This is a genomic window from Bradyrhizobium sp. WSM4873 (assembly GCF_055811355.1).
In genome coordinates this window covers 90,094-116,763 of the sequence record NZ_JBVVPS010000013.1, presented here as the reverse complement: position 1 = coordinate 116,763, position 26,670 = coordinate 90,094, and the positions used below count along the sequence as shown (strand labels likewise).

28 protein-coding genes, 1 tRNA gene and 2 pseudogenes are annotated in these 26,670 nt (G+C 63.9%); 15 read left to right on the top strand and 16 right to left on the bottom strand.

Translation table 11 applies throughout. The features are described from left to right. Positions 1–4: 4 nt before the first annotated feature. On the bottom strand, positions 5–862 hold the full coding sequence (locus AC0L21_RS18955) for an oxidoreductase (protein WP_473263322.1): 858 nt from the start codon (positions 860–862) through the stop codon (positions 5–7). Positions 863–977: 115 nt separating this feature from the next. Between AC0L21_RS18955 and AC0L21_RS18950 the strand changes: the two genes are divergently transcribed. From AC0L21_RS18950 to AC0L21_RS18930, 5 genes are all read left to right on the top strand, one after another. Then, positions 978–1,529 (top strand): TetR/AcrR family transcriptional regulator, encoded by a 552-nt coding sequence (locus tag AC0L21_RS18950; RefSeq protein ID WP_473263321.1) that lies wholly within the window; start codon positions 978–980, stop codon positions 1,527–1,529. 120 nt (positions 1,530–1,649) lie between these two features. Next, complete coding sequence (locus AC0L21_RS18945) at positions 1,650–1,832, top strand: hypothetical protein (protein ID WP_473263320.1); 183 nt, start codon at positions 1,650–1,652, stop codon at positions 1,830–1,832. Positions 1,833–1,857: 25 nt separating this feature from the next. Next, positions 1,858–2,730, top strand: coding sequence for an RNA polymerase sigma factor RpoH (gene rpoH, locus AC0L21_RS18940; RefSeq protein ID WP_473263319.1), 873 nt, complete (start codon positions 1,858–1,860; stop codon positions 2,728–2,730). A 145-nt stretch (positions 2,731–2,875) separates the two neighbouring features. Beyond that, positions 2,876–3,367, top strand: a complete 492-nt coding sequence (locus tag AC0L21_RS18935; protein ID WP_473263318.1) for an Hsp20/alpha crystallin family protein — start codon at positions 2,876–2,878, stop codon at positions 3,365–3,367. A 155-nt stretch (positions 3,368–3,522) separates the two neighbouring features. After that, positions 3,523–3,813, top strand: a complete 291-nt coding sequence (locus AC0L21_RS18930; RefSeq protein ID WP_473263317.1) for a hypothetical protein — start codon at positions 3,523–3,525, stop codon at positions 3,811–3,813. 73 nt (positions 3,814–3,886) lie between these two features. On the opposite strand, the gene AC0L21_RS18925 is transcribed toward AC0L21_RS18930, so the two are convergent. The 4 genes from AC0L21_RS18925 to AC0L21_RS18910 all read right to left on the bottom strand — a co-directional run bounded on the left by AC0L21_RS18925 (position 3,887) and on the right by AC0L21_RS18910 (position 5,205). Then, positions 3,887–4,183 carry a hypothetical protein gene (locus tag AC0L21_RS18925; protein ID WP_473263316.1) on the bottom strand — a complete coding sequence of 99 codons (297 nt, stop codon included), beginning with the start codon at positions 4,181–4,183 and terminating at the stop codon, positions 3,887–3,889. Between the two features lie 104 nt (positions 4,184–4,287). After that, complete coding sequence (locus AC0L21_RS18920; protein WP_473263315.1) at positions 4,288–4,521, bottom strand: hypothetical protein; 234 nt, start codon at positions 4,519–4,521, stop codon at positions 4,288–4,290. A 172-nt stretch (positions 4,522–4,693) separates the two neighbouring features. Then, complete coding sequence (locus AC0L21_RS18915; protein ID WP_473263314.1) at positions 4,694–4,873, bottom strand: hypothetical protein; 180 nt, start codon at positions 4,871–4,873, stop codon at positions 4,694–4,696. A 122-nt stretch (positions 4,874–4,995) separates the two neighbouring features. Beyond that, entirely contained in the window at positions 4,996–5,205 is a 210-nt protein-coding gene (locus tag AC0L21_RS18910; protein WP_473263313.1) for a hypothetical protein, read from the bottom strand. 247 nt (positions 5,206–5,452) lie between these two features. On the opposite strand from AC0L21_RS18910, the gene AC0L21_RS18905 reads away from it, so the two are divergent. Beyond that, positions 5,453–6,865 carry an FAD-dependent oxidoreductase gene (locus AC0L21_RS18905; RefSeq protein WP_473263312.1) on the top strand — a complete coding sequence of 471 codons (1,413 nt, stop codon included), beginning with the start codon at positions 5,453–5,455 and terminating at the stop codon, positions 6,863–6,865. Positions 6,866–6,889: 24 nt separating this feature from the next. On the opposite strand, the gene AC0L21_RS18900 is transcribed toward AC0L21_RS18905, so the two are convergent. The 7 genes and pseudogenes from AC0L21_RS18900 to AC0L21_RS18870 all read right to left on the bottom strand — a co-directional run bounded on the left by AC0L21_RS18900 (position 6,890) and on the right by AC0L21_RS18870 (position 12,609). Beyond that, positions 6,890–7,018 carry a hypothetical protein gene (locus AC0L21_RS18900; RefSeq protein WP_473263311.1) on the bottom strand — a complete coding sequence of 43 codons (129 nt, stop codon included), beginning with the start codon at positions 7,016–7,018 and terminating at the stop codon, positions 6,890–6,892. 72 nt (positions 7,019–7,090) lie between these two features. Continuing rightward, a complete protein-coding gene (locus tag AC0L21_RS18895) occupies positions 7,091–7,558 on the bottom strand; it encodes a universal stress protein (RefSeq protein WP_473263397.1) in 468 nt (155 codons plus the stop codon). A 402-nt stretch (positions 7,559–7,960) separates the two neighbouring features. Next, a pseudogene (locus AC0L21_RS18890) lies at positions 7,961–9,414 on the bottom strand (amidohydrolase). Between the two features lie 563 nt (positions 9,415–9,977). After that, positions 9,978–10,313: a hypothetical protein gene (locus tag AC0L21_RS18885; RefSeq protein WP_473263310.1), complete on the bottom strand. Its 336-nt coding sequence runs from the start codon at positions 10,311–10,313 to the stop codon at positions 9,978–9,980. Next, complete coding sequence (locus AC0L21_RS18880; protein ID WP_473263309.1) at positions 10,303–10,989, bottom strand: ATP-binding protein; 687 nt, start codon at positions 10,987–10,989, stop codon at positions 10,303–10,305. The genes AC0L21_RS18885 and AC0L21_RS18880 overlap by 11 nt, the downstream gene beginning before the upstream one ends. A gap of 189 nt (positions 10,990–11,178) precedes the next feature. Then, a tRNA-Ile gene (locus tag AC0L21_RS18875) sits at positions 11,179–11,254 on the bottom strand. Between the two features lie 380 nt (positions 11,255–11,634). Next, a complete protein-coding gene (locus AC0L21_RS18870; RefSeq protein ID WP_063996668.1) occupies positions 11,635–12,609 on the bottom strand; it encodes a Bug family tripartite tricarboxylate transporter substrate binding protein in 975 nt (324 codons plus the stop codon). A 106-nt stretch (positions 12,610–12,715) separates the two neighbouring features. Between AC0L21_RS18870 and AC0L21_RS18865 the strand changes: the two are divergent. Next, positions 12,716–13,689, top strand: a pseudogene (locus AC0L21_RS18865) (TAXI family TRAP transporter solute-binding subunit). A gap of 130 nt (positions 13,690–13,819) precedes the next feature. Here AC0L21_RS18865 and AC0L21_RS18860 read toward each other — a convergent pair. After that, entirely contained in the window at positions 13,820–15,046 is a 1,227-nt protein-coding gene (locus AC0L21_RS18860) for an ABC transporter substrate-binding protein (RefSeq protein WP_473263308.1), read from the bottom strand. Between the two features lie 99 nt (positions 15,047–15,145). Next, the gene (locus tag AC0L21_RS18855; protein ID WP_473263307.1) at positions 15,146–16,039 is read right to left on the bottom strand and encodes a substrate-binding domain-containing protein; all 894 of its coding nucleotides are present in this window, start codon (positions 16,037–16,039) and stop codon (positions 15,146–15,148) included. Positions 16,040–16,339: 300 nt separating this feature from the next. On the opposite strand from AC0L21_RS18855, the gene AC0L21_RS18850 reads away from it, so the two are divergent. The 3 genes from AC0L21_RS18850 to AC0L21_RS18840 are packed head-to-tail and all read left to right on the top strand — an operon-like array spanning position 16,340 to position 20,296. Next, complete coding sequence (locus tag AC0L21_RS18850) at positions 16,340–17,173, top strand: ABC transporter substrate-binding protein (protein WP_473263306.1); 834 nt, start codon at positions 16,340–16,342, stop codon at positions 17,171–17,173. Between the two features lie 54 nt (positions 17,174–17,227). Then, the gene (locus AC0L21_RS18845) at positions 17,228–18,334 is read left to right on the top strand and encodes a molybdopterin-binding protein (protein WP_473263305.1); all 1,107 of its coding nucleotides are present in this window, start codon (positions 17,228–17,230) and stop codon (positions 18,332–18,334) included. 12 nt (positions 18,335–18,346) lie between these two features. Further along, complete coding sequence (locus AC0L21_RS18840; RefSeq protein ID WP_473263304.1) at positions 18,347–20,296, top strand: molybdopterin biosynthesis protein; 1,950 nt, start codon at positions 18,347–18,349, stop codon at positions 20,294–20,296. A 7-nt stretch (positions 20,297–20,303) separates the two neighbouring features. Here the strand turns inward: AC0L21_RS18840 and mobA are convergent, their stop codons facing one another. Next, positions 20,304–20,981, bottom strand: a complete 678-nt coding sequence (mobA, locus tag AC0L21_RS18835) for a molybdenum cofactor guanylyltransferase MobA (protein ID WP_473263303.1) — start codon at positions 20,979–20,981, stop codon at positions 20,304–20,306. Beyond that, positions 20,926–21,816, bottom strand: a complete 891-nt coding sequence (gene fdhD, locus AC0L21_RS18830) for a formate dehydrogenase accessory sulfurtransferase FdhD (protein WP_473263302.1) — start codon at positions 21,814–21,816, stop codon at positions 20,926–20,928. Before fdhD ends, mobA begins: the two co-directional genes overlap by 56 nt. Before the next feature lie 208 nt (positions 21,817–22,024). On the opposite strand from fdhD, the gene mobB reads away from it, so the two are divergent. The 5 genes from mobB to AC0L21_RS18805 all read left to right on the top strand — a co-directional run bounded on the left by mobB (position 22,025) and on the right by AC0L21_RS18805 (position 26,489). Further along, positions 22,025–22,552 (top strand): molybdopterin-guanine dinucleotide biosynthesis protein B, encoded by a 528-nt coding sequence (gene mobB / locus AC0L21_RS18825; protein WP_473263301.1) that lies wholly within the window; start codon positions 22,025–22,027, stop codon positions 22,550–22,552. A gap of 9 nt (positions 22,553–22,561) precedes the next feature. Next, positions 22,562–23,818, top strand: a complete 1,257-nt coding sequence (locus tag AC0L21_RS18820; protein ID WP_473263300.1) for a molybdopterin molybdotransferase MoeA — start codon at positions 22,562–22,564, stop codon at positions 23,816–23,818. 55 nt (positions 23,819–23,873) lie between these two features. Further along, a complete protein-coding gene (locus AC0L21_RS18815) occupies positions 23,874–24,137 on the top strand; it encodes a sulfurtransferase TusA family protein (protein ID WP_473263299.1) in 264 nt (87 codons plus the stop codon). 318 nt (positions 24,138–24,455) lie between these two features. Further along, positions 24,456–26,111 (top strand): OFA family MFS transporter, encoded by a 1,656-nt coding sequence (locus tag AC0L21_RS18810; RefSeq protein WP_473263298.1) that lies wholly within the window; start codon positions 24,456–24,458, stop codon positions 26,109–26,111. A gap of 90 nt (positions 26,112–26,201) precedes the next feature. Continuing rightward, positions 26,202–26,489, top strand: coding sequence for a hypothetical protein (locus AC0L21_RS18805; protein ID WP_473263297.1), 288 nt, complete (start codon positions 26,202–26,204; stop codon positions 26,487–26,489). The last annotated feature ends 181 nt before the right edge of the window (positions 26,490–26,670 follow it).

Here is a 26,670-nt window from a genome sequence, read left to right as displayed (position 1 = left end):
GCCGTCAGAAAGCCCGCGCGGTGCGGGCGGGCTGCGGCGTCGGCGGCGTATCAAGCCGCAAATCCTTTCGAAGCCCGGCATCCACCAGGGCTGCAGGCGCAAACCGCCGTAGAAATCGCAGGCGCTTCGCAAGGCTGCCGGCCGCGTATTTGAGCTGCGGGCGCGCCGCGCTCGCGGCCTTCAGCACGGTCTCGGCCACCACGCCGGGCTGTTCGGCCGTCGCCATCACCTCGTTCACCCGCTTGGTCACGCCGGCGCGCGCCTCGCGATATTCATCGAGCGTGGCGTCGGGCTCCATGAAGTTCGCGTCGAACGGCGTCTTGGTGTAGGCGGGCTCGACCACGGAGACGCGGATGCCCCGCGTGCGCAGTTCATGGTCGAGCGATTCCGAATAGCCTGCCACCGCATGCTTGGTCGCGGCATAGAGCGCGCCATAGGGCATCGGCAGAAAGCCAAGCACCGAGCCGATGTTGATGATGCGGCCATTGCCCTGGCGGCGCATGTGCGGCACGACGGCGCGCGTCATCCGGATCAGGCCGAAGAAGTTCGTCTCGAAAATCGCGCGCGCCTGCTCCATCGAGCTCTCTTCCGCGCCGGCAGGCGCAACGCCGAAGCCGGCGTTGTTCACCAGCAGTTCGATGCGGCCCTCGCGCCGGATCAACTCGCCGACGGCGGCTTCCACCGATGCATCGCTGGTGACGTCGAGAGCCAGCATCTCGAAGGCTTGCTTGCCCGCCTGCGCGCCCCGCCTGCTGGTGCCGAACACCTTATAGCCGGCATTGGCGAGCCGTTCCGCCGTGGCCTGGCCGATGCCTGAGGAGGCGCCGGTCACCAGCGCGATCTTCGGTGTAATCCTGTTCATAATGCCTCTCCGACGCCACTACAGGGCCTGAAATCGTTTGATTACGATCGTAACTATTGATATACATGACGACCGTAATTATAAAAGTCAAGCCCCGTGCCCGAGGATCAGTCCCATGCGCGTCTCAAAGGAACAGGCCGCCAAAAACCGCGAGCATATTCTCGAGACCGCCTCGCGGCTGCTGCGGGAGCGCGGCATCGCGGGCGTCGGTGTCGACGCGCTCGCCGAGGCGGCCGGGATGACGCACGGCAGCCTTTACAGTCAGTTCGGCTCGAAGGAGCGGCTGGTCGAGGAAGCCGTGGCCCATGCGATCAAGGCCAAAGGGCAGGAATTGCCCGAGGCCTTCGCGCTTGAGGACTATCTTTCGGAATATCTCTCGCCGGGGCATCGCGACGATCCCGCCGCCGGCTGCCCCTTCGCTGCGCTCGCTTGTGAGGTGTCACGTCAAGGCAGCGGCCTGAGGCAGCGCTTCACCGCCGGCGTGCGCGGCACGATCGCCCTGCTGAGCAGCCGGATGGCCACCACGCTGAAGCCGCGTCAGCGCGAGGACAAGGCGCTCGCAGCGGCCGCCTCAATGGTCGGCGCCCTCGTGCTCGCCCGCGCCGTGGACGATCCCAAGCTGTCGGATGATATTCTTCGCGCGACGAGGAAGTCGCTGGAGGGGTGAGGGGGCGCGTCGGCGAGGCGTAAAAGGCCGGAACAAAATTCCGGTGACGACGTTCGATGTCGCGGATAGCCAATGGCAATGGCTGCCGATCTTCGACATCGACACACGTCTCGAACGCGCATGGATGATGACAGCGATCTGGTGCTCGGCATATTGGCCCTGGCCGTCGCTGCCCTCCTATTGGTGGCGGGCGAGCTCTATCTCGTGACGCGGCCAGAGCCGCCGCAAACTCACGCGCCGGCGCCACCAGTCGTAACATCATCGGCCGAAGTCATTTTTTGTCATGTCGATTTTGGAGCGTAAGCAGGCCAACTCGAAGAGGTGGGCAATGGGAAGCACTGCAACTGTTCCGATGCTGTCGCCTGAGGGCGGATTGACACATTACCTGGCGGAAATTCGCAAGTTTCCGATGCTGCGGCCCGACCAGGAAATCGCCTACGCCAAGCGATGGCGCGAGCACGGCGACCGGGAGGCAGCCTATCATCTGGTCACAAGCCATCTTCGGCTCGTTGCCAGGATTGCAATGGGATATCGCGGCTACGGGCTGCCGGTTGCGGACATCATTTCCGAAGGAAACGTCGGCCTGATGCACGCCGTCAAGCGCTTCGAGCCGGAGCGCGGCTTTCGGCTTGCGACCTACGCGATGTGGTGGATCAAGGCGTCGATCCAGGAATACATCCTGAAGTCCTGGTCGCTGGTCAAGATTGCCAACAGCGGCGCGCAGAAGAAGCTGTTCTTCAAGCTTCGCCGGACCAAGGCGGAAATCTCCGCCCTCGAGGATGGTGATCTCCGCCCCGAGCACGCCAGCCAGATCGCGCGGCGGCTCGGCGTGCAGGAGAACGACGTGATCGAGATGAACCGCCGCCTCGGCGGCGACCTGTCGCTCAATGCTTTGGTGCGCGACGCCGACGGCGGCGAAGTCCAGGACTGGCTCGTCGACCCCGCGTCCAGTCCTGAAGCTGCGTACGCCGAGCAGGAAGAAACCAGACGGAGGCGTGAAGCCCTCGCCGGCGCGCTGGACGTCCTCAAGCCGCGCGAGCGCGACATTCTCGAGGCGCGCTGGCTCTCCGAACCGCCGCTGAGACTCGAGCAGCTCGCGGCACGGTATGGCGTTTCACGCGAGCGGGTGCGGCAGATCGAAATGCGCGCGTTCGAAAAGGTTCGGGCTGCCATCGGGGGACGCCTGGCAGCCGCCTCTTGAAACCAAATCGCCGCCTCCTAATTCTTTTGGCAACCCCGACCGAAACGAGTTGATCGTCCGGCTTTGCAGCGCCGGTGCGTGGCGTTCGCCCGCGCGCCGAGCTGCGCCAATCGACAACCAAGACAGGAGATAAGGAGAAACGACAATGGCACTACGCGATCTCATCCCGTGGAACAACGGCTCACACAACATGGCCGTTCAGCGCGGCGAAGCCGGCAACCCGCTGCTTGCGCTTCATCGCGAGATGAACCGGCTGTTCGACGACGCCTTCCGCAGCTTTGATCTCGGTCCGTTCGGCTCCTCGACCGCAATGGGCTGGCCGAACGTCGAACTCGACGAGAGCGACAAGGAAGTCAAGGTTGTCGCCGAGCTTCCCGGTCTCGAACAGAAGGACGTCATCGTCGAGCTTGCAAACGGCGTGCTGACGATCAGCGGCGAGAAGAAGAGCGAAACGGAAGACAAGGAGCGTCTCTTCAGCGAGCGCTACTATGGCCGTTTCGAGCGGCGCATTCCGGTCGATGACGTCGACCAGGACAAGGTCGCGGCTTCCTTCAACAACGGCGTACTCACCGTCACCCTGCCGAAGTCACCGGCGGCACAACAGAAGGTGAAGCGCATCGCGATCAACGGCAAGTAAGCATGACGCGGGCGGGAGCCAGCGCTCTCGCCCGCTTTCCGGTCGGCGCCCGCATTCGCGTCCGTCGTCTTGCTGGCAAAATTTTCCGGAACGCTCGGAAACTTCAATTCCGGTCTGGCGTTTTGCGGTCGGTTTCCAACTTCTGGGAGTCGCTCATGAAGAAACTTGCTTTAGTCCTGACGTTGATCTCGGCCCTGTTCGTGGCGGCCGCTTCGCCGGCGGAAGCCCATGGCTGGCGCGGCGGCTGGCACGGCCATTGGGGAGGCCCCGGTATCGGCTTCGGTCTTGTTGCCGGTGCGCTTGCGGCGGGGCTCGCGGCCGACGCCTATTATGGCCCGCGCTACTATGGCCCGCCCTACGGCTACTACGGGCCGCGCGTCGTGCGGCGGGCCTACTATGTGCCTTATGCCTACGCTCCACCGCCCTATTGGGATCCCTGGTGGTGACGAGACAAGGCCCGGACGATGGTCCGGGCCTTTTGCGTGAGGACAATCCACTGGATGCGCGTTCGCGGCGCGCCTATTTGCGGTTTGCTCCCATGGAGCCGGAACCCGGCATGGCCTGCTGGCCGCCCTGAGTTTGCCTTGTATCGTTGTCGCCTGGCCGCGTCGTCGACGATTTGGCCGGCGCGTTCGCGCCGCCGCCGTTGTTGTCCGATGACGTGTTGAGGCTGGAGGCTCCCGCTCCCGTCGCGCCGCCGGTGCTGGAGGAGTCGATGCTCGACCCGGTCCTGGACGCACCCGTGCCGCCTTGCGCGAATGCGGCAGGGGGAAATGCGAGAGCCGCAACGAGCCCTGCGAGAACCAGCTTTTTCATGTCCGCTCCTGTGCTTGACGTCGTCACATGCCGTGCCGAGGCAAAGATTTGGGGACGCGCGTGTTCCTGCGCGGAGCGGAAATGCCGCACCAGCGACGATCAAGTCATCCCGGACTCATCGCGCCCGGGGCGATCCGTTGCTGCGCTTCCGGCGTCAGCTCGTAGCGGTCGCCGGCTTTCACCAGCCAGCCCGCCTCGATCATGCGTCGCGTCATGCCTGCGCTGCACAGCGGGTGGCTGCCGCCGGGATGAAACAGCGCGCCCTCGCGTTCGATCAGGTAGCCGTAGAGCCGCGCCTGTCGAAGCGGGTTTTGCATCCCTGGTGTGGGCGCCTCCATGGTCTCTCGCGCAGTCCTCCATCAGGCGGCCCCGGCCTGTGGCCCGGGGGCGGGGCTTCGAGCCGCCATTGCCGGAATCGCAAGGACCCGGCGCGGCCCAATACGCAATGGCCCAAAGCCGTTCCTATCGGCCGTTGTTAATTCCGGATGGGTGCCGGAAAAGGCGAAGCGCCTAGGCCGACCAACGATCCTGCTCTTCCTGGTGCGCATGCTCGTTCAGCCGTTCGGCGATCTGATCCGCGATCTCGTCCGACTCGGCCGAGGCGACCGGCTCGCCCTTGTGAGTCCTGAGCTTGTCCTTGTCGGCTTGGATGGGAAAATCGTCGGGCTTCAGTCCGGGATCCCTGGTCATGGCGCGCCTCATTGTGTCTCGCATCCGGAAAACACGGATGCAGGCTGTTCGTTGCTGGAACAATGAAGCTGCGATCGAAAGCCACAGCCTGTCTCAAGCGCCGCGCGCGCCCCGCGCTTTGCTCAGGCCCCGCCGACGGCCCGGATCACGGTCCCGCTGCCTCCGCACGTCGCGCAGGGCGCGCCGTCGATCCGCCCCTTGCCATGGCAATCGGGGCAGACATCTTCGCCCGTGCCCGTCGTTCCCGGCGGGGCTTCATCGCCGGGGTTGAGCGCCGCCGAACCCGTCGGCGATGTCCCGGTCTTTACGCCTTGCGCGTCGGTCTTGGTCATCTGCAGCTCCCTCGAAAAGACCGCAACGCGCCTTGCCGCAGGAAGTGCCAATCGAGGTTGCACTCGCCGAGACGGCCCCACTTGCGGGACGGCGGAATTGATCACAACCAGAGCTTGCGCGGCCGCTGGAAAACCAGCAGTATGCATGTCGGCTCATGGTCGATCTCAAGTTGAACGATGCCGCCGCGTCACGGCGTCATCGTCCCGGGATCGGCCCGACACATCCGCGCTTCATCCAGGAAACCTCATGACCCGCATCGACGCAGTCGACTGCCACGCGACCATTGCCGTCATCGGCGCGGGCCCGGCGGGCCTGTCGACCGCATGGTTCCTGTCGAAGAACGGGTTTCACAACGTCACGGTGCTGGAGAAGCTCGGCCAGATCGGCGGGCTCTGCAAGAGCCTCACCGTCGACGGCATGAGCTATGACCTCGGCGCCAACTACGTCACCTGGGCCTACCAGGAGACGCTGGCGATCGCAGAGGAGGTCGGCGCGACCACCTATGCCGAGGAGCCTTATACCTCGATCGACATCGCGCCGGATGGCAACAGCTTCACCTACCGATCGCTCAAGGAGGCCGTGCTCCACGACCCCTACACCAAATCCACGATCTCGTTGTGGACCTTCCTCTGGGCGGCGGTTCGATATCTCTATGTCCGCTGGCAACTGAGCGGCGTCATCGACGCGCCGGACTATCTCGACAAGATCCACGAGCGCCCCGAGCTCTGCGTCGACTTCAAGTCCTGGCTTGCAAGACAGGATCTGATGCCGCTGGCAACGCTGTTCCAGTTTCCGATCACGATCATGGGCTACGGCCAGCTCGACGACATCGCGACGCCCTACGCGCTGCGCTACATGTCGGTCCGGACGTTCTTCCCGATGGTGTTCGGGCTTGGCCCGGTCAACTGGATCATCGGGAGCTGGCCGCGACGCTTCACCGACGGGTTTCAGCGGCTGTGGGAACGGGTGTCCTGGCGCCTCAACGTCCGGCTCAACGTCAACATCACCAAAATCGAGCGCACGGCCGCCGGCGTCCGGATCGACATGGAGTATCCCGAGCAGGATCTGAACGACCTCAAGATCGTCAAGGACAGCAAGCTCTATGATTATCTGGTGCTTGCCTGTCCGTTGACGACGGACGTGTTCGCGCAGCTCGGCCTTGCTCCGAATGCCGCGGAGCAGAAAGTGAATCATGAGATCAAGTTCAATCCGTACTGCATGACGACGTTCTGGATCGACATGAACATGGAGGCGCCGGTCGCGCCGGTGCTGCCGCTCACCGCACAGGGCACGCCGTGGGCGGTCGCGCGGCAGTTTCAGGACAGCGGCAACATGTTCACGCAGTTCTACACCCGCCCCAGGGACAAGCAGACCGGCGACGAGGTCATCGCTGAGGTCAAGCGCCTGACCAAGCTTCTCGGCGGCACGATCGACACCAGCCAGCCGCGCTGGCACACGTTCGACGAGTTCACCTACTTCCAGCACTTCACGCCGGACCAGATCAAGACCGGCATCTACGCCGACCTCGCCCGCATGCAGGGCGAAGACCGCACGTTCTACGTCGGCGGCGCCACCGACTTCGAACTGGTCGAGCCGATCGTGGTGCATTCGAAGTACATCGTCGAGAAGCACTTCGCCGGCGGGGTCCGCGCGAATTAGCGCGGCGGGGAGGCCATCACCTCATCACCGCACGCCCGTGCCCTTGCAGCGCTGGCACCTCACCACCTTGTCGCCCTTCTTGAGCAGGCCTTTGCCTTCGCAGTTCTTGCATTTCTGCTTCTTCTTGATGGTCGGGCCTTTTTCACTGGTCATGGATGGCTCCTGCCGCGGGAGAGCGGTCTTGTGCGGTCGTTCAGCGGATCAGCTGAGTGGTGCCAATAATCCCTACACTGATGCCGGCTTCGGCACCACCAGCACCGGGACGCTGCCGTCCACCAGGACCTCGGATGTCTGGCTGCCCAAAAACAGCTTCCTGAGGCCGCGTCGTCCATGAGAGGCCATGACGATCAGGTCGTATCCCCCGAGCTTGGCTGTTTCAATGATCGCAGTCGCCGGGTGCGCATTCGGAACGTGCAGGAATTCTGCAGGCGCGCCGATCTGCTCCGACATCGCGCGCGCTTGATCGAGCACCTTGCCCGCGCGGACCTTGCAGGCCGCGTCAAAGCTATCGATCTCGTCCTGCGTCGGAATCCATCCCGAGTCGTGTCCGCCCCCATAGTCGATCGGCAGTGCTTCCGTCACAGTGATGATCGTCAGCCTGGCGTTCAAGGCCTTCGCCAGGGCAATGCCATGCTCAACGCCCTTCGTCGCGACCTCCGATCCGTCCGTGCTCAAGAGAATGTTGGCGTACATGCGGTGGCTCCCTTGCTCGTCGAACAAAGTGATGCCTGGGCAATATGGGCCGGTATGCGGCGGGGGTCTATGTGCGTTTTCGGCGATGGTCTCGCCGTCACAGCTTCAAAAAGGCAGCCGCGCACGAGGTGAACACGTCTCGTCGTGGTGCGTAGATTTTCATTCACGTCTGCAATAGAGGATTACGGTGACAGTGCACTTAATTCAAAGTCTTCGTAGCCCAAAAGGGGGCGGGCTCACTGAGTGCACAATCACCATATCGATGCCGCAGGGATAGCAGGCGGCGAGATTGGTATGCCATCCGGCTCGGCCGCCGAATCTGCATGTGTGGGCCGAGAGCATGTCGCTGCAATGGACAACAGGCCGAGATTTCGTGAGAGCAGCACGGTCGCCCTCCAGCTCCTATTTTGCGCCCGCGAAAGCATCCGCTGCGTAGACGATTTTGCCGCCCACGACCGTCAGCACAGACGCCATGGCGCCAATTTGCTCGACGGGGACGGACATGAAATCTCGATCGAGGATCGCGAAGTCGGCGAACTTGCCGGTCTCCAGCGTGCCGCGCCACGTCTCGTCGAAGCAGAACCACGCGCTTCCCACCGTGTAGAGGCGCAAGGCATCTTCGCGGCTGGGTGTTTCGTCCGGGCCGCGCGTCGACAGTCCGCCGACGGTCTTGCCGTCGAGCATCCATTGCAGCGCCACGAACGGATTGTAGGATGCGACCCGATGCGCATCCGTGCCGGCCCCGACATGGACCCCCATGCGCAACGCCGTGACGATCGGCGGCATGCTGCGCGCGGCTTCGCCGGCCTGCGCCACGATACGGTCGCCGCCGAGATACATCGCGTCCTGCATGGTCCAGCCGACACCAAGGGCTTTCATGCGCGCCAGCGTTTGGGGCGAGGTGTTGTCGAGATGGGCGATGGACCAGCGCAACGGCGCGAGCGGCGTCTCCTTGTTGACCTCGTCATAGAGGTCCAGCAGGTGATGGACGGATTTGTCTTCCTGCCAGTGGATGGTGACGGTCAGCCCCTGTTTGGCCGCCCAGCGGATGATCTCGCGGAACTTGTCCTTGGCGGCCGTGTCGGGCGCATTGTTGTTGTACATGGCGCCGGTGATCCGCTCGCGAAGCGCAGCATGTCGTCGCCGAATCCCATCGGCAGGAACGGCGTGAGAGTCTTGTACTCCTCGAATTCCGCGCCGACGTTCTGCGCGAACAGGCTGTAGGCAACCCGAACCGACAATGATTTGTCGCGCCAGAGCTTTTGCAGGGCGGCGTAATGGCCAGGATAAATGCTGAAGCCGCCGGGATCCACGATCCCGGTCACGCCAAGACGATTGAGCTCCGTGAAGAACTGCCGCGTCCCGGCGACATTCTCTTCGAAATTCGGCCTCGGCAGCCGATCGAACAGCGCGGAGATGCTGATAATGGAGCCGTTGAGCCAGCCCGTGGTATCGCCCGATGCGGCTGTGATACCGGCCGGCAACTGATCCGCGGAAAGCCCGAGGGCTTGCTGCGCTTTTGGCGTCATCAGCACCGCCGAATAGAACAGCTGGATGTAAGCCGGATTGTCGGGAACGGCCGACATCACCTCGGCGAGCGTCGGCCGCCGCTTCTCCGCAAACTGCAATTCGCTCCAGCCACCGGCCACGATGATCCAGGATGCCGGGCGCGCTTCTGCCGCCTGGCGCAAGCGTTCCATGGCCTCGGAAATCGTCTTTGCGCCGATCCAGTTGACCTCGGTTGCGTAGGTGAGGCCGGCGCGCACGGCGTGAATATGGGAATCGATCAATCCCGGAATGATGGTGCGTCCACCCGCGTCGACACGGCGCGTCGCGGGCCCGATCAGGCCTTCCATGGCATCGTTGCCGCCAATCGCGACGATCCTGCCGTCGCGGACGGCGAGAGCCTGCGCGATCGTCGATGCGGGATCCAGCGTCACGAGCTTTGCGTTCGTGACAATGAGGTCGGCCTTTTGTGCGTGAGCCAAACTGGCCCAGCACGAGATCACCAGAATCGCCAGAAGCTTGCGCATCATCCGTCCCGACATGAGAGAGGCCGAAGCGCGCCACACATCCGCCGCCGGATGGGCTCGCGGACATCGCGTGTCGCAACGGGGAGTGTGGTGGCCCTGACTATGTCTGGCACCAACAAAATCAGCCGGTCCACCGGAAAATTTGGTGAGGGCTCAAATGTTGATCTTACAGCACGCCTTCGCCCGTTGGGCTTCGGCGCCGCAGCCTTCGTCTGCTCGCTTGTCATTTGTGGCTCCGGCTTGCCTAGCCGAAGCTCGCTTCGCGAGCGAAGGCTGGTGGGCCCGGCAGGACTCGAACCTGCAACTAGACGTTATGAGCAAATTCATTGCGCATCAAGTCTTTGATTTTCCGTCTCTTTCCGTTCCGTTGATGCACTATTTATCTGTTATTGCCTGTTCATTCTGGTCCCCAGCTGGTCCCCACCCAAAATGCGCGCAAAGCTCATAGCCAAAGGGATTTTTGTACGTCTCCGAATGAATCGATCGGAACAGTTTCGTTCGGACAATGCCCCGCGCTTCTCGTCGGCGATGTAGCTGGTGTAGTCTTCGATCTTGGCTGCTAGTGGGCCCGCCAACAGATCCTTCGACTTGATTGCCTTTTCGAGGGCTGAGTATCGCTTCTGGCGACGGAATCTACCGCGCGACATCTCTAGAAAAATGTCCTCTTTTCCAAAGGCGTTCGGCTGTAGCCCCTCGGCAAAGGCCTGAAGGTCATCCATCATGTAGAGAAATTGCGGGTTTTTCGACGATGCTTTCGCTGAATAGAGTTTCGATCTCGGTTCGTTCGTCATCATCGACTGTGACCTTCGGTGCGTTTCCGGCCACAAATAGCGGAATAAAGTGTGCAGCGATCCTGTTTTCAATGATCCCCTTTCTGATCGGACATCTATCCTCAAATGGTGGCTTAAATCCGCGGAAACTGATGATGGTCCGATGCGCAGTCCCAAGGACTTCACTACTAATCTCGTGGATCTGATCGCATTCGGTGAGACGGAACTCAAAAGCTCGTCGCTGCCAGCCGACGTCGTCGCTGTAAGTGCTATCGACAAGGATGCGGTCGAAAACCTTAAGCCATGCTAGGCGACCTACGCCCTTGCCGCCACGCGCTTCCTTCCAACGGGAGTCTGGCGTTCGAAAGGATCTGAAATTGGCGTCCGTAAAGCCTATTCCATTGTCCTCGATATCAAAGCCGATGACCCGCCCTTCTGGCTCATCTCCTTCACGAACGATTTGGATCGTGATCCGGCCCCTGGTTGCTGCGTCCGCGTCGTAGAGGTCTGTGATGGAGTGAACAGAATTGCTGACCGCTTCCATGAGTGGCAACAAGGCATTCTTTTCGGACGGCCGAAGGGCCAGCCGATTCACCCGACCGATGATGTCGCTTTCTAGGTCTGCCAACGGGCCCCCTCCGTTGCGCCGCCGATCTTGTTGTCGGCGCGTGCCTCGAAAAAACACATAACAAGGAACTTCACAAGGGTTGCGGTCCGCCAGGGTTGCATCCTGCGATCTAAGCCACACAATTGCTGTGGACATGGTCCCCAATCTGGCCCCAAGAAAATCGGCGATTCCAGAAGTGCATGTTTTTGCTGGTGGGCCCGGCAGGACTCGAACCTGCAACCAGACCGTTATGAGCGGCCGGCTCTAACCATTGAGCTACAGGCCCCGCCGCGAGACGGCCGCGAAAGCTGCGGCCGGCAACGGTGCGCGGTTCGTTTACAGGGACGGAGGCGGGGGTGCAATGCTGGCTCCGGCGGTTCGAAACGTCGGCGCGGCAAGGTCGGAGATTTTTGAATAACCGAAATTGGCGATGATGCCCTTATAGTCCTGTTTTGCCCGACGGCGCAAGGCCACCTCGCCGAGCCTTCGCCCCCGCCCTCTGGCAATCACGCCAGGGGGTTCGGTTTTCGATTCCGTAACCAACTGTAATCGCTCGATCTTTCTACTGTGCATGGGGTTGTTTTCGCACATTTTGTTGGGAGGGGGTCTTCCGATCCCCTCCGCTGTCGCGTTGGCGCGCTGCAGGCGCGCGGCAGTTCCGCGGCGCTAGTCCACCGACACCCCGGCGAACTCCACCACCTTGCGCCACTTCTCGGTCTCGTCGGTGACCAGCTTGCCGAACTCGGCCGGCGTCATCGGCTTGGGGATGCCGCCGGTCTCGGTGAGGCGCGCGACCAGCTTCGGGTCCTTCAGGGCCTCGTTGACGGCCTTGTTGAGGGTCTCGATCACGTCGGCCGGCGTGCCCTTCGGCGCGGAGATGCCGTAGAAGCCGACCGATTCGAAGCCCGGCAGGGTCTCGGCGATCGCGGGCACGTCGGGCACGCTCGGCCAGCGCTGCGGCGAGGTGACGCCGAGCGCGCGGACATTGCCGCCCTTGGCCTGCTCCATCGCGGAGGGGAGGTTGTCGAAGATCAGCTGCACCTTGTTCGAGATGATGTCGGGGAAGGCGATCGCAGATCCCCGATAGGGCACGTGCACCATGTCGCACTTGGTCATCACCTTGAACAGCTCCGCCGACATGTGCACCGAGGTGCCGTTGCCGGACGAGGCAAAGGAGATCTTGCCGGGATTGGCCTTGCAGTAGTCGATGAACTCCTGGACGGTCTTGGCGGGGAACGCGTTGGAGACGACCAGCATGTTGGTGAGCTGCATGATGCTGGCGACCGGCACGGTGTCGCGCAGGAAGTCGAACGGCAGCTTCTTGTAGAGCGAGGTCGAGATCGCGTTGTTGGGCGCGACGAACAGCAGCGTGTAACCGTCCGGCGGCGAGGTGATCGCGGCAGCGGCCGCGATGTTGCCGCCGGAGCCGGTGCGGTTCTCGACGATGAACTGCTGGCCGAGGCGGTCCGACAGCCACTGCGCCATGATCCGCGCCACGATGTCGACCGGGCCGCCGGCGGAAAAGCCGATCAGCCAGTGCACGGGACGGTCGGGATAAGCGGCGGAGGCGGGAGGTGCGGCGCCCAACAGCGTTGAAAGGAAAACCAGCCCGAAAACACTGTTACGCAAAATTCGCAACATGACGCCTCCCATTGTTCTATTGTCGTTGGGCTGCATGCTTTCACAAAATCGGGGCGCTGCCTACATCGCCGCAAGTCGATGTTGACGCGCCCCGCCGGGACCGACCATGAGATTCGCGACCACCCTTCTTCTCGGCGCGGCGCTGCTGGTCAGCCCCGCCGCCGCTCAAACCGGAGGCAACGCCATTCCGACCACGACACCCAGCCTGACGATCAGCTTGGGCACCGCGACGCCCGGCGGCGGCTTTCCGCTCTATGGCAACGCCTTTGCGCAAGCGATGAACGCGGCCGATCCGCAAGTCACCATTGCCCCGCGCAACACCAAGGGCAGCAACGAGAACATTCCGCTCTTGGAGAAGGGCGAGCTCGATCTCGCTCTGGTCGCGGGCGAGCCGGCCTATGAAGCCTTCGCCGGCATCGGCCGCGCGCCGGTCCGGTTGAAGATTCTCACGGCGATCTATTCCAACCCTGGAATGTTCGTGGTGCGCGCGGACAGTCCGTACAAGACCATCCGCGATCTCGTCGGACAGCCGGTCGCATTCGGTGCAAAAGGCTCGGGCCTGCCGATCCTGGCGCGCTACGTGCTCGATGGTCTCGGCCTGAAGCAGGACGAGGACTTCAAGGCCGTCTATCTCGACCGCGCCGGCGACGGCCCCGCGATGGTCGAGGACGGCCGCGTCGCAGCACTCTGGGGCGCCGGCATCGGCTGGCCCGGCTTCGCGGCGGTAGCCTCGAGCGGATCAGGCGCGCGCTTCATCGCGCCCAGTGCCGAGGACATCACGCGCATCCGCGCCAAGCACGCGTTCCTCAAGCCGCTCACCGTGCCCGCCGGCAGCTATCCGAACCAGTCCGCGCCGATCGCCTCGCTGGGGTCCTGGAGCTTTTGTGCTGACCCGCGAAGATATGCCGGACGATCTCACCTATCGGCTGGCGAAGACGCTGCATGGCGTCGAGCCGACATTCTGCAAGCAGCTCGCGCAAGCCTGCGACCGCCGCGAACACCGTCGCCGCCGCGCCGAAGCCCGAACTGCTCCACTCCGGCGTGATGAAGTATTTTCGCGAGATCGGGGTGGTGAAGTAGCGAGCGCCTGTACCCACAATCGTCATGCCCGGGCTTGTCCCGGGCATCCACGTTCTTGGCGCCGCTCGGAGATCGTGGATGGCCGGGACAGGCCCGGCCATGACGACTTCCCTCGCGCGTCGCTACACCCTCACTTCTTGACCATCGCACAGGCCGGGTCCGGCGGACCGAAGGCCTTGTCGCCCGAGATCGTCGTGAGGATCTTGTAATAGTCCCACGGATATTTGCTCTCCTCCGGCGTCTTCACCTGCACCAGCCAGAGGTCGTGCACCATCAGATTGTCCTCGCGCAGTTTGCCGTTGCGGGCGAAGAAATCCTCGATCGGCTTTTCCCGCATCTTCGCCGCGACCTTGAGCGGATCGTCGGTGCCGGTGCCCTTGATGGCGTTGAGATAGTGCATCACGCTCGAATAGACGCCGGCCTGCCACATCGACGGCATCTTGTTCATCTTGGCGAAGTAGCGCTTCGACCATTCACGGGTCTTGTCGTCCAGGTCCCAATAGAACGAGGTCGTCAGCAACAGCCCTTGGGCTGCCTGCAAACCGAGGCCATGGATGTCGGTGATCAGCGCCAGCAGCGCGGCCATCTGCTGGCCGCCCTTGAACACGCCGAACTCGGAGCCGGTCTTGATCTCGTTCATGTTGTTCGGCGGACCGGCGGCGATGCCGATGATCTTGGCCTTGGAGGCCTGCGCCTGCAGCACGAACGAGGAGAGGTCGGGCGTTGCCAGCGGCGGCTTCACCGAGCCCAGCACCTTGCCGCCATTGGCGGTCACGACCGCGGAGGCGTCGCGCTCCAGCGAATGGCCGAAGGCGTAGTCGTCGGTGATGAAGAACCAGCTGTCGCCGCCGCGCTTGACGACCGCGTCCGCGGTGCCGACCGCGAGCGCGCGGGTGTCGAACACCCACTGGATCGCATAGGGCGAGCAGAACTTGCCATGGAAATCGGCGGTGCCGGTGGAGTGGGTGATGAACAGCCGCTTCTTCTCGTTGGCCATGTTCTGCACCGCGAGCCCGACCGCGGAGACCGGCACGTCGACGATCAGATCGACCTGGTCGACGTCGTACCAGCGCCGTGCAATCGCGCCGCCGATGTCGGCCTTGAGCTGATGGTCGCCGACGACGATGCTGATCGGCTTGCCGAGCACGGTGCCGCCGAAATCATCGATCGCCATCTGCGCCGCCGTCACCGAGCCCTGGCCGGTCGGCGCGGAGGCCGGACCGTTCATGTCGGTGAGCACGCCGATCTTGACGACGTCGTCCGACACCTGCGCCATTGCGGCGCCCGGCAGCAGCGTCGTCAGGAACATCGTTGCAAAGCCGGCAGCAACCGGCAGTCCAAATCTCGTTGGCTTCATGCTTGTCCTCCCCTGATCCGGCGCGTTGGCCGGTGTGCCCCCGGGTATGGCCCGGCTGAATTGGTTTCTTTTGCAACTATTTGGGGGCGGGCGTCAACGTCAGCCGGCGAAGCGGATTTGTCCGGCCGGCGAGGGATCGTAGCCGGTCAGCTCCGCGGCGCGCTGGAGCAACCGCTTTTCGCTGAGGAACCGGATCAGGCCCTGCATGGCGGGGCGGAAATAGCTGCGCTGCCGCATTGCGAGGTCGAAGTTCTCCCAGACCAGCGGCACGAAATCGAGGCCGGCCGAGCGCGCGGACGCACGCGTCGCGATTCCGCAATCGGCCTGTCCCGCGCGGACGATCTCGGCGAGATCCGGCCCGGTCAGGGCCGGGGTCTCGATCCGGCGCAAATCGCGCGTCGAGGCGCCGGCGCGCTTGAGCAGCACATCGAGCAGCATCTGCGCGCCCGTGCCCTGTTGCCGCATCGCCATCCTGGCCCCGAGCGCGAGCACGTCGGAAAGGCCGCGCAGCCGCTTGGGATTGCCCGGCGGCAGCACGAGACCCTGCTCGCGGCGCACGAACGCGACCAGCAATGCATCATGCAGGTCCGGAGCGTCTCGCAGGACCGTCGCATTGGCGTCGGCGGCGAGATTGCCGTCGGCATCGAGGCTGTGGAAGTGCATGGCCACGGCCAGCACCTCGTCCCGCTGCAACCGCTCGAGCCCGCGCGCGCTGCCCTCGCTCATCGATCCCAGGCCCGAGCCGGATTCGCGCAGACTCCAATCCAGAAGCTCGTCCTGGCTGCCGCCGACGACCGGCGGCGGCTCCGCGATCAGCATGCCGGCCGGACGCGCCAGTCCGGACAGCACCCAGAGGTCGAGCTCGTGCCGCGGGAAGAGCCACTTTCCGGTTACCTTGGTGCAGGGGATCGCACCGGTGGTGACGAGTTCGTAAAGCTTGCGTTCGCCGAGCCGAAGATAGTCGGCGGCTTCGCTGGTCGTCAGGAATTCCATCCTGCATTCCTATGCAAATTCTTGCTTCTTTTTGGTGCTCGACGCAGGTGGAATCTGCATTTCAAGTTTTGTCCGCCACGACCATGCCCGATCATCTCGCTGCTTTGCAACACATCCCCACGCGCGATCTCTGCTTTGGTGAACGATCCTGAATCGCTCGCGTGGGGCGGATCTTGCGGAAGTCGCGCGCGCCGCATTGCCGGAATTTCCCGACACGGCGGGCACAACGAGCAAACGCGTCACGAGTGCGGCGCAATCGATCATCATCATGATCGCGTCATAGCCAGTGGGAACCCGATCATGGCCGTCCGCCGCCTCTCCATTGCACTCGCGCTTCTCTGCGGCCTCGCCGCGAGCGTTGCGGCGTCATCCGCGGAGGACCGCGCCATCGTCATGGCCACGACCACAGCGACGCAGGAGTCAGGCTTGCTCGACTATCTGCTGCCGATCTTCCGTGAGAAGACCGGCATCGAGGTGACGGTGATCGCGCGGCGCGCCGACGAGGTGCTCGACGGGGCACGAAGGGGCGAAGTCGATGTCGTGCTGATGCATGCACGGCCGCAGGAGGAGAAATTCGTTGCCGACGGTTTTGCGGTGAAGCGCTTCGATGTGATGTACAACGACTATGTGCTGATCGGGCCGAAGAGCGATCCCGCCGGCGTGAAGGGCAAGGACATCGCGACCGCGCTGAAGGCGATCGAGGCCAAGGGCGTGCCGTTCGTGACGCGCGGCGACCGCTCGGGCACGCACGCCGCGGAGCTCGCGCTCTGGATCGTCGCCGGCATCGACATCGCCCGCAACAAGGGCGGCTGGTATCGCGAAGCCAAGCAGGGCATGGCCTCCGCCCTCGACGCAGCGCGCACGGCGAACGCCTATGTGCTGTCCGACCGCGGCAGCTGGATCGCTTTTCGGGAGCGCGGCGATCTCGACATCGTCGTCGAAGGCGACAAGCGGCTGCTCAATCAGTACGGCGTGATGCTGGTGAACCCCGCGAAGTTTCCGAACGTGAAGAAGGAGCTGGGGCAGGATTTCGTCCACTGGCTGATCTCGCCCGACGGGCAGGCGGCGATCGCCGGATACAAGGTCGACGGACAACAACTGTTCTTCCCCAATGCGGACAAGTCGGGCGGCTGACGTTCGTATCGCCAGCGGTTGCCAAACCGGGCGATGCGTGGTCCATCATGACGCATGACCCAGCGCCTGCCGCCATCGCTGACGCCGCTCGACGCCGCGCTCGCCGCGTTGCTGACGGGGCTTGATCCGGTCGCGGCGGTGGAGTTGCCGCTGAGCGAAGCGGCCGGCTGCATCGCGGCCGGCAATCCGCTGCTCGCGGCCCGACCGTCCCGTGACGTCGCTGCCGCCGACGGCTGGGCGCTATGCGCCAATGATCTGGTCGGCGCGTCCTCCTATTCACCGCTGCCTCTCGCAACAGCGCCCCCTTGGGTCGACGCCGGCGACGCGATGCCGGCCGGATGCGACTGTGTGCTCGATGCCGACGCAGTCGAGGTATCTGGTCCGCTAGTCCAGGTGTTGGCGGAGAGCGTGCCAGGGCAAGGCGTCAGGCGCGCTGGAAGTGACATCGACGGACGCACGCCTGCCGCGGCAGAGGGGTATCCGATCGGTCCTGGCGCTCCGCTGCTGGCGCGCGCCGCCGGACTGGACCGACTGAGCGTGCGCCGTCCGCGGCTGCGCATTGTCAATGTACCAGGCGCAACGGGGACCATGCATCTGATTGCGGACATCGCACGCGCCGCAGGACTGGATGTGCAAACGCACGAGGCCGGCGCGCGAGACGCGGGATCGATTGCGGGGGCGTTCGGCGCGCCCACCTGCGATCTCCTGCTGACGATCGGCGGCAGCGGTGTCGGTCGCAAGGATGCAGCCGTCACGGCGCTGGCTCGGCATGGTCATGTGATCGCCCATGGTCTTGCGCTCCAGCCCGGACGCACCGCCGCAATCGGGCGGCTCGGAACCATTCCTGTCGTCGCCTTGCCCGGATCGCCGGATCACGGGCTTGCGGTCTGGCTTGCGCTCGTGCTGCCGCTCCTCGACCGGCTATCGACGCGGCTGCCGCGCCGACAGATAGCCTTGCCGCTCGCGCGAAAAATTGCATCAAGCGTCGGGATCGCCGAAATGGTCCTGCTGGCCGAGGAACATCATGCCTGGGTGCCACTTGCGGTAGGAGAATGGCCGCTCCAGGCAATTGCCCGTGCAGATGCATGGCTGCTTGTTCCCGCCAACCACGAGGGATTTGCAGCGGGCGCGCCGGTCGATGCCTATCTGATTCGGGAATGATATGAGTTTAGCATGACCATGATCCCGCAATCGCAAGTCCGCAGCGCGCTCGAGCAGGAGCAGTTCCTCAAAATCCTTTCCCGCGAGGAGGCCCTGGCTCGCTTCGAGGCCGCGCTGTTTCCGCGCGCGCTTCCGAGTGAAACGCGCAAACTCGGTGCTGCGCTCGGCGCGTCGCTCGCTGAAGACATCACTGCGCCAATCGACGTGCCGCCGTTCGACCGTTCCAATGTCGACGGCTTTGCGGTGCGCTCAGCGGACCTTGCAACAGCCGGCGAAGGCGCGGCGGTTCGCCTCGGGCTGAATGGCGAGACCATTCACTGCGGCATCGTACCGGCGCTGCAAGTCGCCGCGGGAACGGCAACGCCGATTGCCACCGGCGGTCCGCTGCCGCGCGGTGCCGATGCCGTGGTCATGGTCGAGCATACCCAGCCGGCAGGATCGGGGGCGATCGACGTCCGTCGCGCGGCCTCGCCCGGGCAATTCGTATCCTACGCAGGATCCGATATCGCGCGCGGCGAGGCGCTGCTGCGCGCCGGCACGATCATCGGCTCGCGCGAGGTCGGCATGCTGGCGGCTTGCGGTCTTGCCGAGGTGAGCGTCGTGCGCAAACCTCGTGTTGCCGTGATCTCCACCGGTGACGAACTGGTTCAGCCCGGCGCGGTGCTCGCGCCTGCTGCGATCTACGACACCAACGGCGCGATCGTCACTGCTGCGATCGACGAGAACGGCGGAGAGGCGGTTTTCCTCGGTGCCATTCCCGACGACGAAGTTCAGCTCGAAGCCGCCATGCGACGTGCGCTCGCGGACGCCGACATGCTGGTGCTCTCCGGCGGCACGTCGAAAGGCGCGGGCGACCTGTCCCATCGCATCATCGGCCGGCTCGGTCAGCCCGGCATCATTGCGCATGGCATTGCGCTCAAGCCCGGCAAGCCGCTGTGCCTTGCGGTGTGCGACGGCAAGCCGGTGGTGATCCTGCCGGGATTTCCGACCTCGGCGATGTTCACCTTCCACGACATGATCGTGCCGGTGCTGCGCAAAATGGCCGGACTGCCCCCGCGCTCCGATGCCAAGGTGAGCGCAACCGTGCCGGTGCGCATTGCTTCCGAGCTCGGCCGCACCGAATTCGTCATGGTCTCGCTGGTCGAAGGCAAGGACGGCTTGATCGCCTTTCCCTCCGGCAAGGGGTCCGGTGCGATCACTTCATTCGCGCAGGCCGACGGTTTTCTGCGCATCGACGCGCTCGCCGACCAAATGCCGGCCGGGACCGAGGCCGAGGTGACGCTGTTCACGCCGCATGTGCGGGTGCCCGATCTCGTCATCGTGGGCAGCCATTGCACTGGCCTCGATCTCGTCACGGCGCAACTCGCGCATGCCGGCCTGACCGTGCGCTCGATTGCGGTCGGCAGTCTCGGCGGACTTGCGGCGGCACGGCGCGGCGAATGCGATCTTGCGCCGATCCATCTGTTCGATGACAAGAGCGAAGCCTACAATACGCCTTACCTCGTTGAAGGGCTCGAGCTCGTGCCGGGCTGGCGGCGGATGCAGGGCATCGTGTTCCGCAAGGGCGACAAGCGTTTCGAAGGCCACAGCGCGAAGGACGCCGTCGCCGCGGCGCTCGCGGATCCCTCCTGCATCATGGTCAACCGCAACCAGGGCGCCGGCACGCGCATCCTGATCGACCGGTTGCTCGGTGGTGCGCGCCCGGACGGCTATTGGAACCAGCCGCGCTCGCACAACGCGGTGGCCGCAGCGGTCGCACAGCATCGCGCCGACTGGGGCATGACCATTGCGCCGGTCGCCCATGCGGTCGGCCTCGGTTTCATTCCGCTCGCGGAGGAGCATTATGACTTCGCGCTGGTGACGGCGCGCAAGCAGCGGCCGGCAGTGCAGGCCTTTCTCGCTGCACTCAGTTCGGACGAAGCGCGCGCCGCGCTGGAGCGGGCCGGATTCCGACCGGCGTAGCGCTTGATTAATACGCCGCATCCAGTGCGGCCAGCCGTTCGGCTTCCGCGATATCCTCGACCGTGTTGGCATTGAAGAACGGATCGAGCGGCTCGGTCGGCCATGTTACGGTCGCGAGCGGATAACGCGCGGTCCAGCGATCTATCTTGCGGAGGTCTTCGACCACCAGAGCGTGACGCAGTTCGTCGCGCAAGCCAACGCGCCACAAGCCGATCACCGGATGCGATTGGTCGCCTGACGCTGCGACGGCGAGCTCGGCATTCGCCGCGATGCGTTCTTCATGCAAGCGCGCGACCAGATCGCGCGGCAGGAATGGGCAGTCGCCGGCGGCACTGAGCACCCATTCCACCTCAGGCCGGTTCGCCGCGGTCCAGTCGAGCGCGGCAAGGATGCCGGCGAGCGGACCGGGAAAGTCGGGCACGTCGTCGGCGACGACCTGCAAACCGAACGTGGCGAAGCGGGCGGGATCGCCGTTGGCATTGAGCATCAGCCCGCTGCATTGGGGTGATAGGCGCGCGATCACGCGTTCCAGGATGGTGCGACCGCCAATGGTGCGCATCGGCTTGTCGCCGCCGCCCATGCGCCGCGCGAGGCCGCCGGCGAGCAGCACGCCTTGCGTGGTCGGACAGCTAATCGTCACCACCTTCACCCTTGCGCTTGTGCTTGGCCGATTCCTCCTCGACATAAGCGAGGTTCTGGTCGTAGACGATGCGCTCTTCCCCCGACAGCGCGATGAACCGTTTACCGCGCGCGCGTCCGACCAGCGTCAAGCCCACCTGCCGGGCGAGATCGACGCCCCAGGCGGTGAAGCCGGAGCGCGACACCAAAATCGGAATTCCCATGCGGACCGTCTTGATCACCATCTCGGAGGTGAGCCGTCCGGTGGTATAAAGGATCTTGTCGGATGCATCGACGCCGTGGCGGTACATCCAGCCCGCGATCTTGTCGACGGCGTTGTGACGGCCGACATCCTCGGTGTAGCAGAGCGGCTCGCCCTCCCTGCACAGCACGCAGCCGTGGATCGCACCAGCCTCCAGATAGAGCGAGGGCATGGTGTTGATGGTCTGGGTCATCTGGTACAGCCAGGCGGTACGCAGCTCCGCTTTCGGCAACGCCACGCTCTCGACCGCCTCCAGCAGATCGCCGAAGGCCGTGCCCTGTGCGCAGCCCGATGTCTGCGTGCGCTTCTTCAGCTTGGCTTCGAAATTGGTGTGGTGCTCGGTGCGCACCACCACCACCTGGAGGTCGTCGTCGTATTCGACCTCGGTGACCGCGTCATTATACTTCAGCATGTTCTGGTTGAGTAAATAGCCCAGCGCCAGATATTCCGGATAGTCGCCGATCGTCATCATGGTGACGATCTCCTGCGAATTCAGGTAGAGCGTCAGGGGGCGCTCCACCGGCACCTTGATCTCGATCCTGGCGCCGGACTGGTCGGTCCCGGTCACGCTCTCGGTGAGACGCGGGTCGTCGGTATCAGGGACGATCAGGGGCACTGGGGCTTTGTCGATTTTCATCATGGCCGCGACGTTAGCATGACATTCGGGTCAAGCCGATATAAGCATGCTAGCGAGAGAACGAAATGCCGCCTATTCGTCATTGCGAGCGAAGCGAAGCAATCCAAGCTGCCGCCGTGGATGCATTCCTGGATTGCTTCGCTGCGCTCGCAATGACGGAGGAGAGAGTGGTTCCATCAAGGACCGGGTCGCTCGCGGAGACGGAGCTGGAATGAAAGTCATCGGCCTTGCGGGCTGGAGCGGTGCGGGCAAGACCACGCTGTTGACGCGGCTGATCCCGCATTTCAATGCGCTTGGCTTGCGCGTCTCGGTCATCAAGCATGCGCATCACCAGTTCGACGTCGACGTGCCCGGCAAGGATTCCTGGCGCCATCGCGAGGCCGGCGCGGCCGAGGTGCTGGTTGCTTCGTCAAATCGCTGGGCGCTGATGCACGAGTTGCGCGGGGCGGCAGAGCCGCGTCTGCCGGAACTTATGAGCAAATTGTCGGCGGTCGATCTCGTCGTGGTCGAGGGTTTCAAGCGCGAGCCGCATCGCAAGATCGAGGTGCATCGCGCCGCCAACGACAAGCCGTTGCTGTTTCCCGATGATCCAGGAATTTTCGGGATCGCGGCCGACGTCGCCATTGAAACCAGACTGCCGACCGTCCATCTCGACGATATCGCTGCAGCCGCGGAATTGCTGCTGCGCGCCGCGATGCCAGTCGAGGAAGCGGTCGCGAAAAGCGCTGCGATGCGCTGACGAGGCACCATGGCTCAACTGTCGGACGATTGTTTTGCCTTCGGCGGACCGATGATGTCGGTCGACGAGGCCGTTGGCCTGATCACGACGCGCGTCAACGCGATTGTTGATCTCGAAACCGTGGCGCTCATTGATGCAGATGGGCGGGTGCTGGCTCGCGATATCGCGGCGCCGCTTCCGTTGCCGCCCTTCACCAATTCCGCTGTTGACGGCTACGCCGTGCGCAACGCAGATCTTCCGGACAGCGTCGAGCGGGCACTCCCGCTCGACGGCCGCATCCAGGCCGGCGGTCTGGCACTGGCGCCGATCAAGGCCGGCCACACCGCGCGCATCTTCACCGGCGCGCCGATGCCGCCGGATGCCGAAACCGTCTTCATGCAGGAAGACGTGCAGGTCGATGATGCCGGCCGAATTGTGCTGCCGCCAGGGCTCAAGCCGGGCGCGAATGTCCGCCCTGCGGGAGAGGACATTCCCCAGGGCCATATCGCGCTGCGCGCAGGACAGCGCTTGCTGCCGCAGCATGTCGCGCTCGCGGCCGCGTTCGGCCTTCTCAGGCTCGACGTCGTCAGGCGCGTCCGTGTCGCGGTGTTCTCGACCGGTGACGAACTGGCCTCGCCCGGCGAGCCGCGCGCAGCCTCGCAGCTGTTCGACTCCAACCGCTTCATGCTGATGGCGATGCTGCGCCGGCTCGGCTGCGACGTCAGTGATCTCGGCATCTTGCGCGACGAACGCACTTCGCTTGCGGATGGCCTGAAGCGGGTAGCAGGCAGCCACGATCTGATCCTCACCACCGGCGGCGTCTCGACCGGGGAGGAGGATCACGTCAAGGCGGCGGTCGAGAGCATCGGCTCGCTGGTGTTGTGGCGGATGGCGATCAAGCCGGGACGGCCTGTGGCGATGGGCATCATCGAGGGCACGCCGCTGATCGGATTGCCCGGCAATCCCGTCGCGAGTTTCGTCACCTTCGTGCATGTGGTGCGGCCGACGGTGCTGGCGCTTGCGGGCAGCCTGCCGGCGCCGCTGTTGCCGATTCCGGTGCGCGCGGCATTCACCTACAAGAAGAAGGTGGGGCGTCGCGAATATGTTCGCGCCTCCTTGCGGCGCACGCAGGACGGCGCACTCGAGGCCATCAAGTTTCCACGCGAGGGGGCAGGGCTGTTGTCCTCGCTGGTCGACACCGACGGCCTCATCGAGCTCGATGAGGAGGTCACGCGCGTCGAGCCCGGGCAGAGCGTGGGTTTCTTGTCCTATGCCGACTTGCTCTGAATCTGGACCTTGTCTTGGCGTTGACGCCATTGGCCCCTCCCGCCATGTTGCGCCGATGACCAGAACGACGCTCGATCTCACCGGACTGAAATGCCCGCTGCCTGCCCTGAAGACGCGCAAAGCGCTGAAGCCGTTGCAGCCGGGCGATCAGCTCGAAGTGTACTGCACCGATCCCCTGTCGGTGATTGACATTCCAAACCTGATCCGGGAGACCGGCGACATGGTGGAGATCACCGAGCGCAGCGAGGCGCGTATCGTGTTCTTGATTGAGAAGGCCGATCGATCGATAGAAAATATCAATGGTGCGCCGCCCGCTTAGCCGGCGGTCACTCGGTTGATACCTACCTTTTGTCTATCGACATCGATCACCACTTCTGCCCCAATTGAGTTCCTCCGCCGAGACGCGGAGGTCGAGTCTTGCCTGCGATATGCGGAGCAAATGGGCCATCGAAAGAAGCCCGGCCGTGGTGTCGGGCATAGCCCCCAAGGTTAGGGGTTTAACGTCTCGGATGCGCGTGACGATCCTGGCGCGCGTCGATCATTGTGCGGAGCAGCAGGGACAAAGGCTGCGCTGCAGGCTGAGGAACAGGACCGTCGTGGCAGGCCGCTCAGAAGGGCGGCTTTAGGGGAGGAATGCATGTCTACCATCGAGAGCGCTGGAACACTTTCGGGTGCCGGCGCAGGTTTTCTGGATCGCGAGCGGACCATCGCGACCGCCGGGTTCAACCGCTGGCTGGTGCCGCCGGCTGCGCTTTGCATCCATCTCTGCATCGGCATGGCCTACGGCTTCTCGGTGTTCTGGCTGCCGCTGTCGCGCGCGATCGGAGTGACCGCGCCGAAGGCGTGCGCAGAGATGTCGCTGTTTCAGGAGCTGTTCACGACCAGCTGCGACTGGAAGGTCGCCAGCATGGGGTGGATGTACACGCTGTTTTTCGTGCTGCTCGGTATCGCGGCTGCGGTCTGGGGCGGCTGGCTGGAGCGCGTAGGCCCGCGCAAGGCCGGCTTCGTCTCGGCGCTGTGCTGGTGCGGCGGCCTCTTCCTCGGTGCGATCGGGGTTTACACCCATCAGCTCTGGCTGTTGTGGCTGGGTTCGGGCGTGATCGGCGGCATCGGTCTCGGCCTTGGCTACATCTCGCCGGTGTCGACGCTGGTGAAATGGTTTCCGGACCGCCGCGGCATGGCGACCGGCATGGCCATCATGGGCTTCGGCGGCGGCGCCATGATCGGCGCGCCGCTGGCGAACCTCTTGATGAACTACTTCAAGACTCCGACCTCGGTCGGCGTCTGGGAGACCTTCGTCACGATGGGCGTCATCTACTTCGTGTTCATGATGATCGGCGCGTTCCGCTATCGCTTGCCGCCGCCCGGCTGGCAGCCCGAGGGCTGGACCGCGCCGTCGAAGGCCAATGCGATGATCTCGAAGGCCAACGTCCATCTCAACGACGCGCACAAGACGCCGCAGTTCTGGCTGATCTGGTGGGTGCTGTGCCTGAACGTGTCGGCCGGCATCGGCGTGATCGGCATGGCCTCGCCGATGCTCCAGGAGATATTCGCCGGCAAGTTGATCGGCCTGCCTAACGTCGGCTTCAACGCGCTCGATGCGGGGCAGAAGGCGCAGATCGCCGCGATCGCCGCGGGCTTCGCCGGATTGCTGTCGCTGTTCAACATCGGCGGCCGCTTCTTCTGGGCATCGCTGTCGGACAAGATCGGTCGCAAGAACACCTACTATACGTTCTTCATCCTCGGCATCGTGCTTTACGCGCTGGCGCCGACTTTTGCGGCGATGGGTTCGAAGCTCCTGTTCGTGCTTGGCTTCGGCATCATCCTGTCGATGTATGGCGGCGGCTTCGCCACCGTGCCGGCCTACCTCGCCGATATGTTCGGAACCCAGTTCGTCGGCGCCATCCATGGCCGGCTGCTGACGGCGTGGTCCACCGCGGGCATCATCGGCCCCGTCGTCGTCAACTACATCCGCGAGTTCCAGCTCGCGGCCGGCGTGCCGCGCGATCAGCTCTACAACACGACGATGTACATCCTCTGTGCGATGCTGATCGCAGGTTTGATCTGCAACTATCTGATCAAGCCGGTCGATTCGAAGTGGCACATGAAGGAGGCCGATGTCGCCAAGTTGCAGGCTGCAAGCGCCAACGCCGCCGCCGCGGGGCCGCACGGCTCCTACGGCATCGGTTTTGGCGGGCTCGACGCCAAGGCGGCGATGTTCTGGGCCTTCGTCGGCGTCCCCCTGCTTTGGGGTGTTTGGAAGACATTAGAGAGCGCGGTCAAGATCTTCTGACCGCCGTCGAGACGGAAGCGGGATGCTCATCAGGCGTCCCGTTTCGTTGGCCTTTCAGACATCATCAAGAATGGGACTTAGGGGATTGAAATGATTCGCAACCGAACTTGCCTTCGAATTTGCCTTGCGGCCGTGTTGGTCGTCGCTGGCCTTCATGCCGCATCCGCGCAGACGGCAACGACACCGGCGGCGCCTGCTGCAACGACCGAAGCCAAGCCTGGCAAGATGAAGCTCACGATGCAGAAGCTAAAAGACATGAAGGCGAAGTGGGCGGCCAACAAGCCGAAGCTCAAGGCCTGTCGCGCCGACGTGAAAGCCAAAGGCCTCGCGGGCGATGACCGCTGGTTCTACATCGAAGAGTGCATGAGCAAGACCTGAGATCGGGTTCCCTCCGACGCTTGCGTAAAGGGCATGGCGGGCGACCGCCTGCCTCCTAAATCACTCTAGAGACGCTCTAAATTGTCTTGCATCTGGCATACCAGAGATTAGAGTTGCGTCGAATTTGGCTTGGTCGGCGGGACGCAGAACCGGTGGTTCCGCTGATCGAATCGGGAAACGA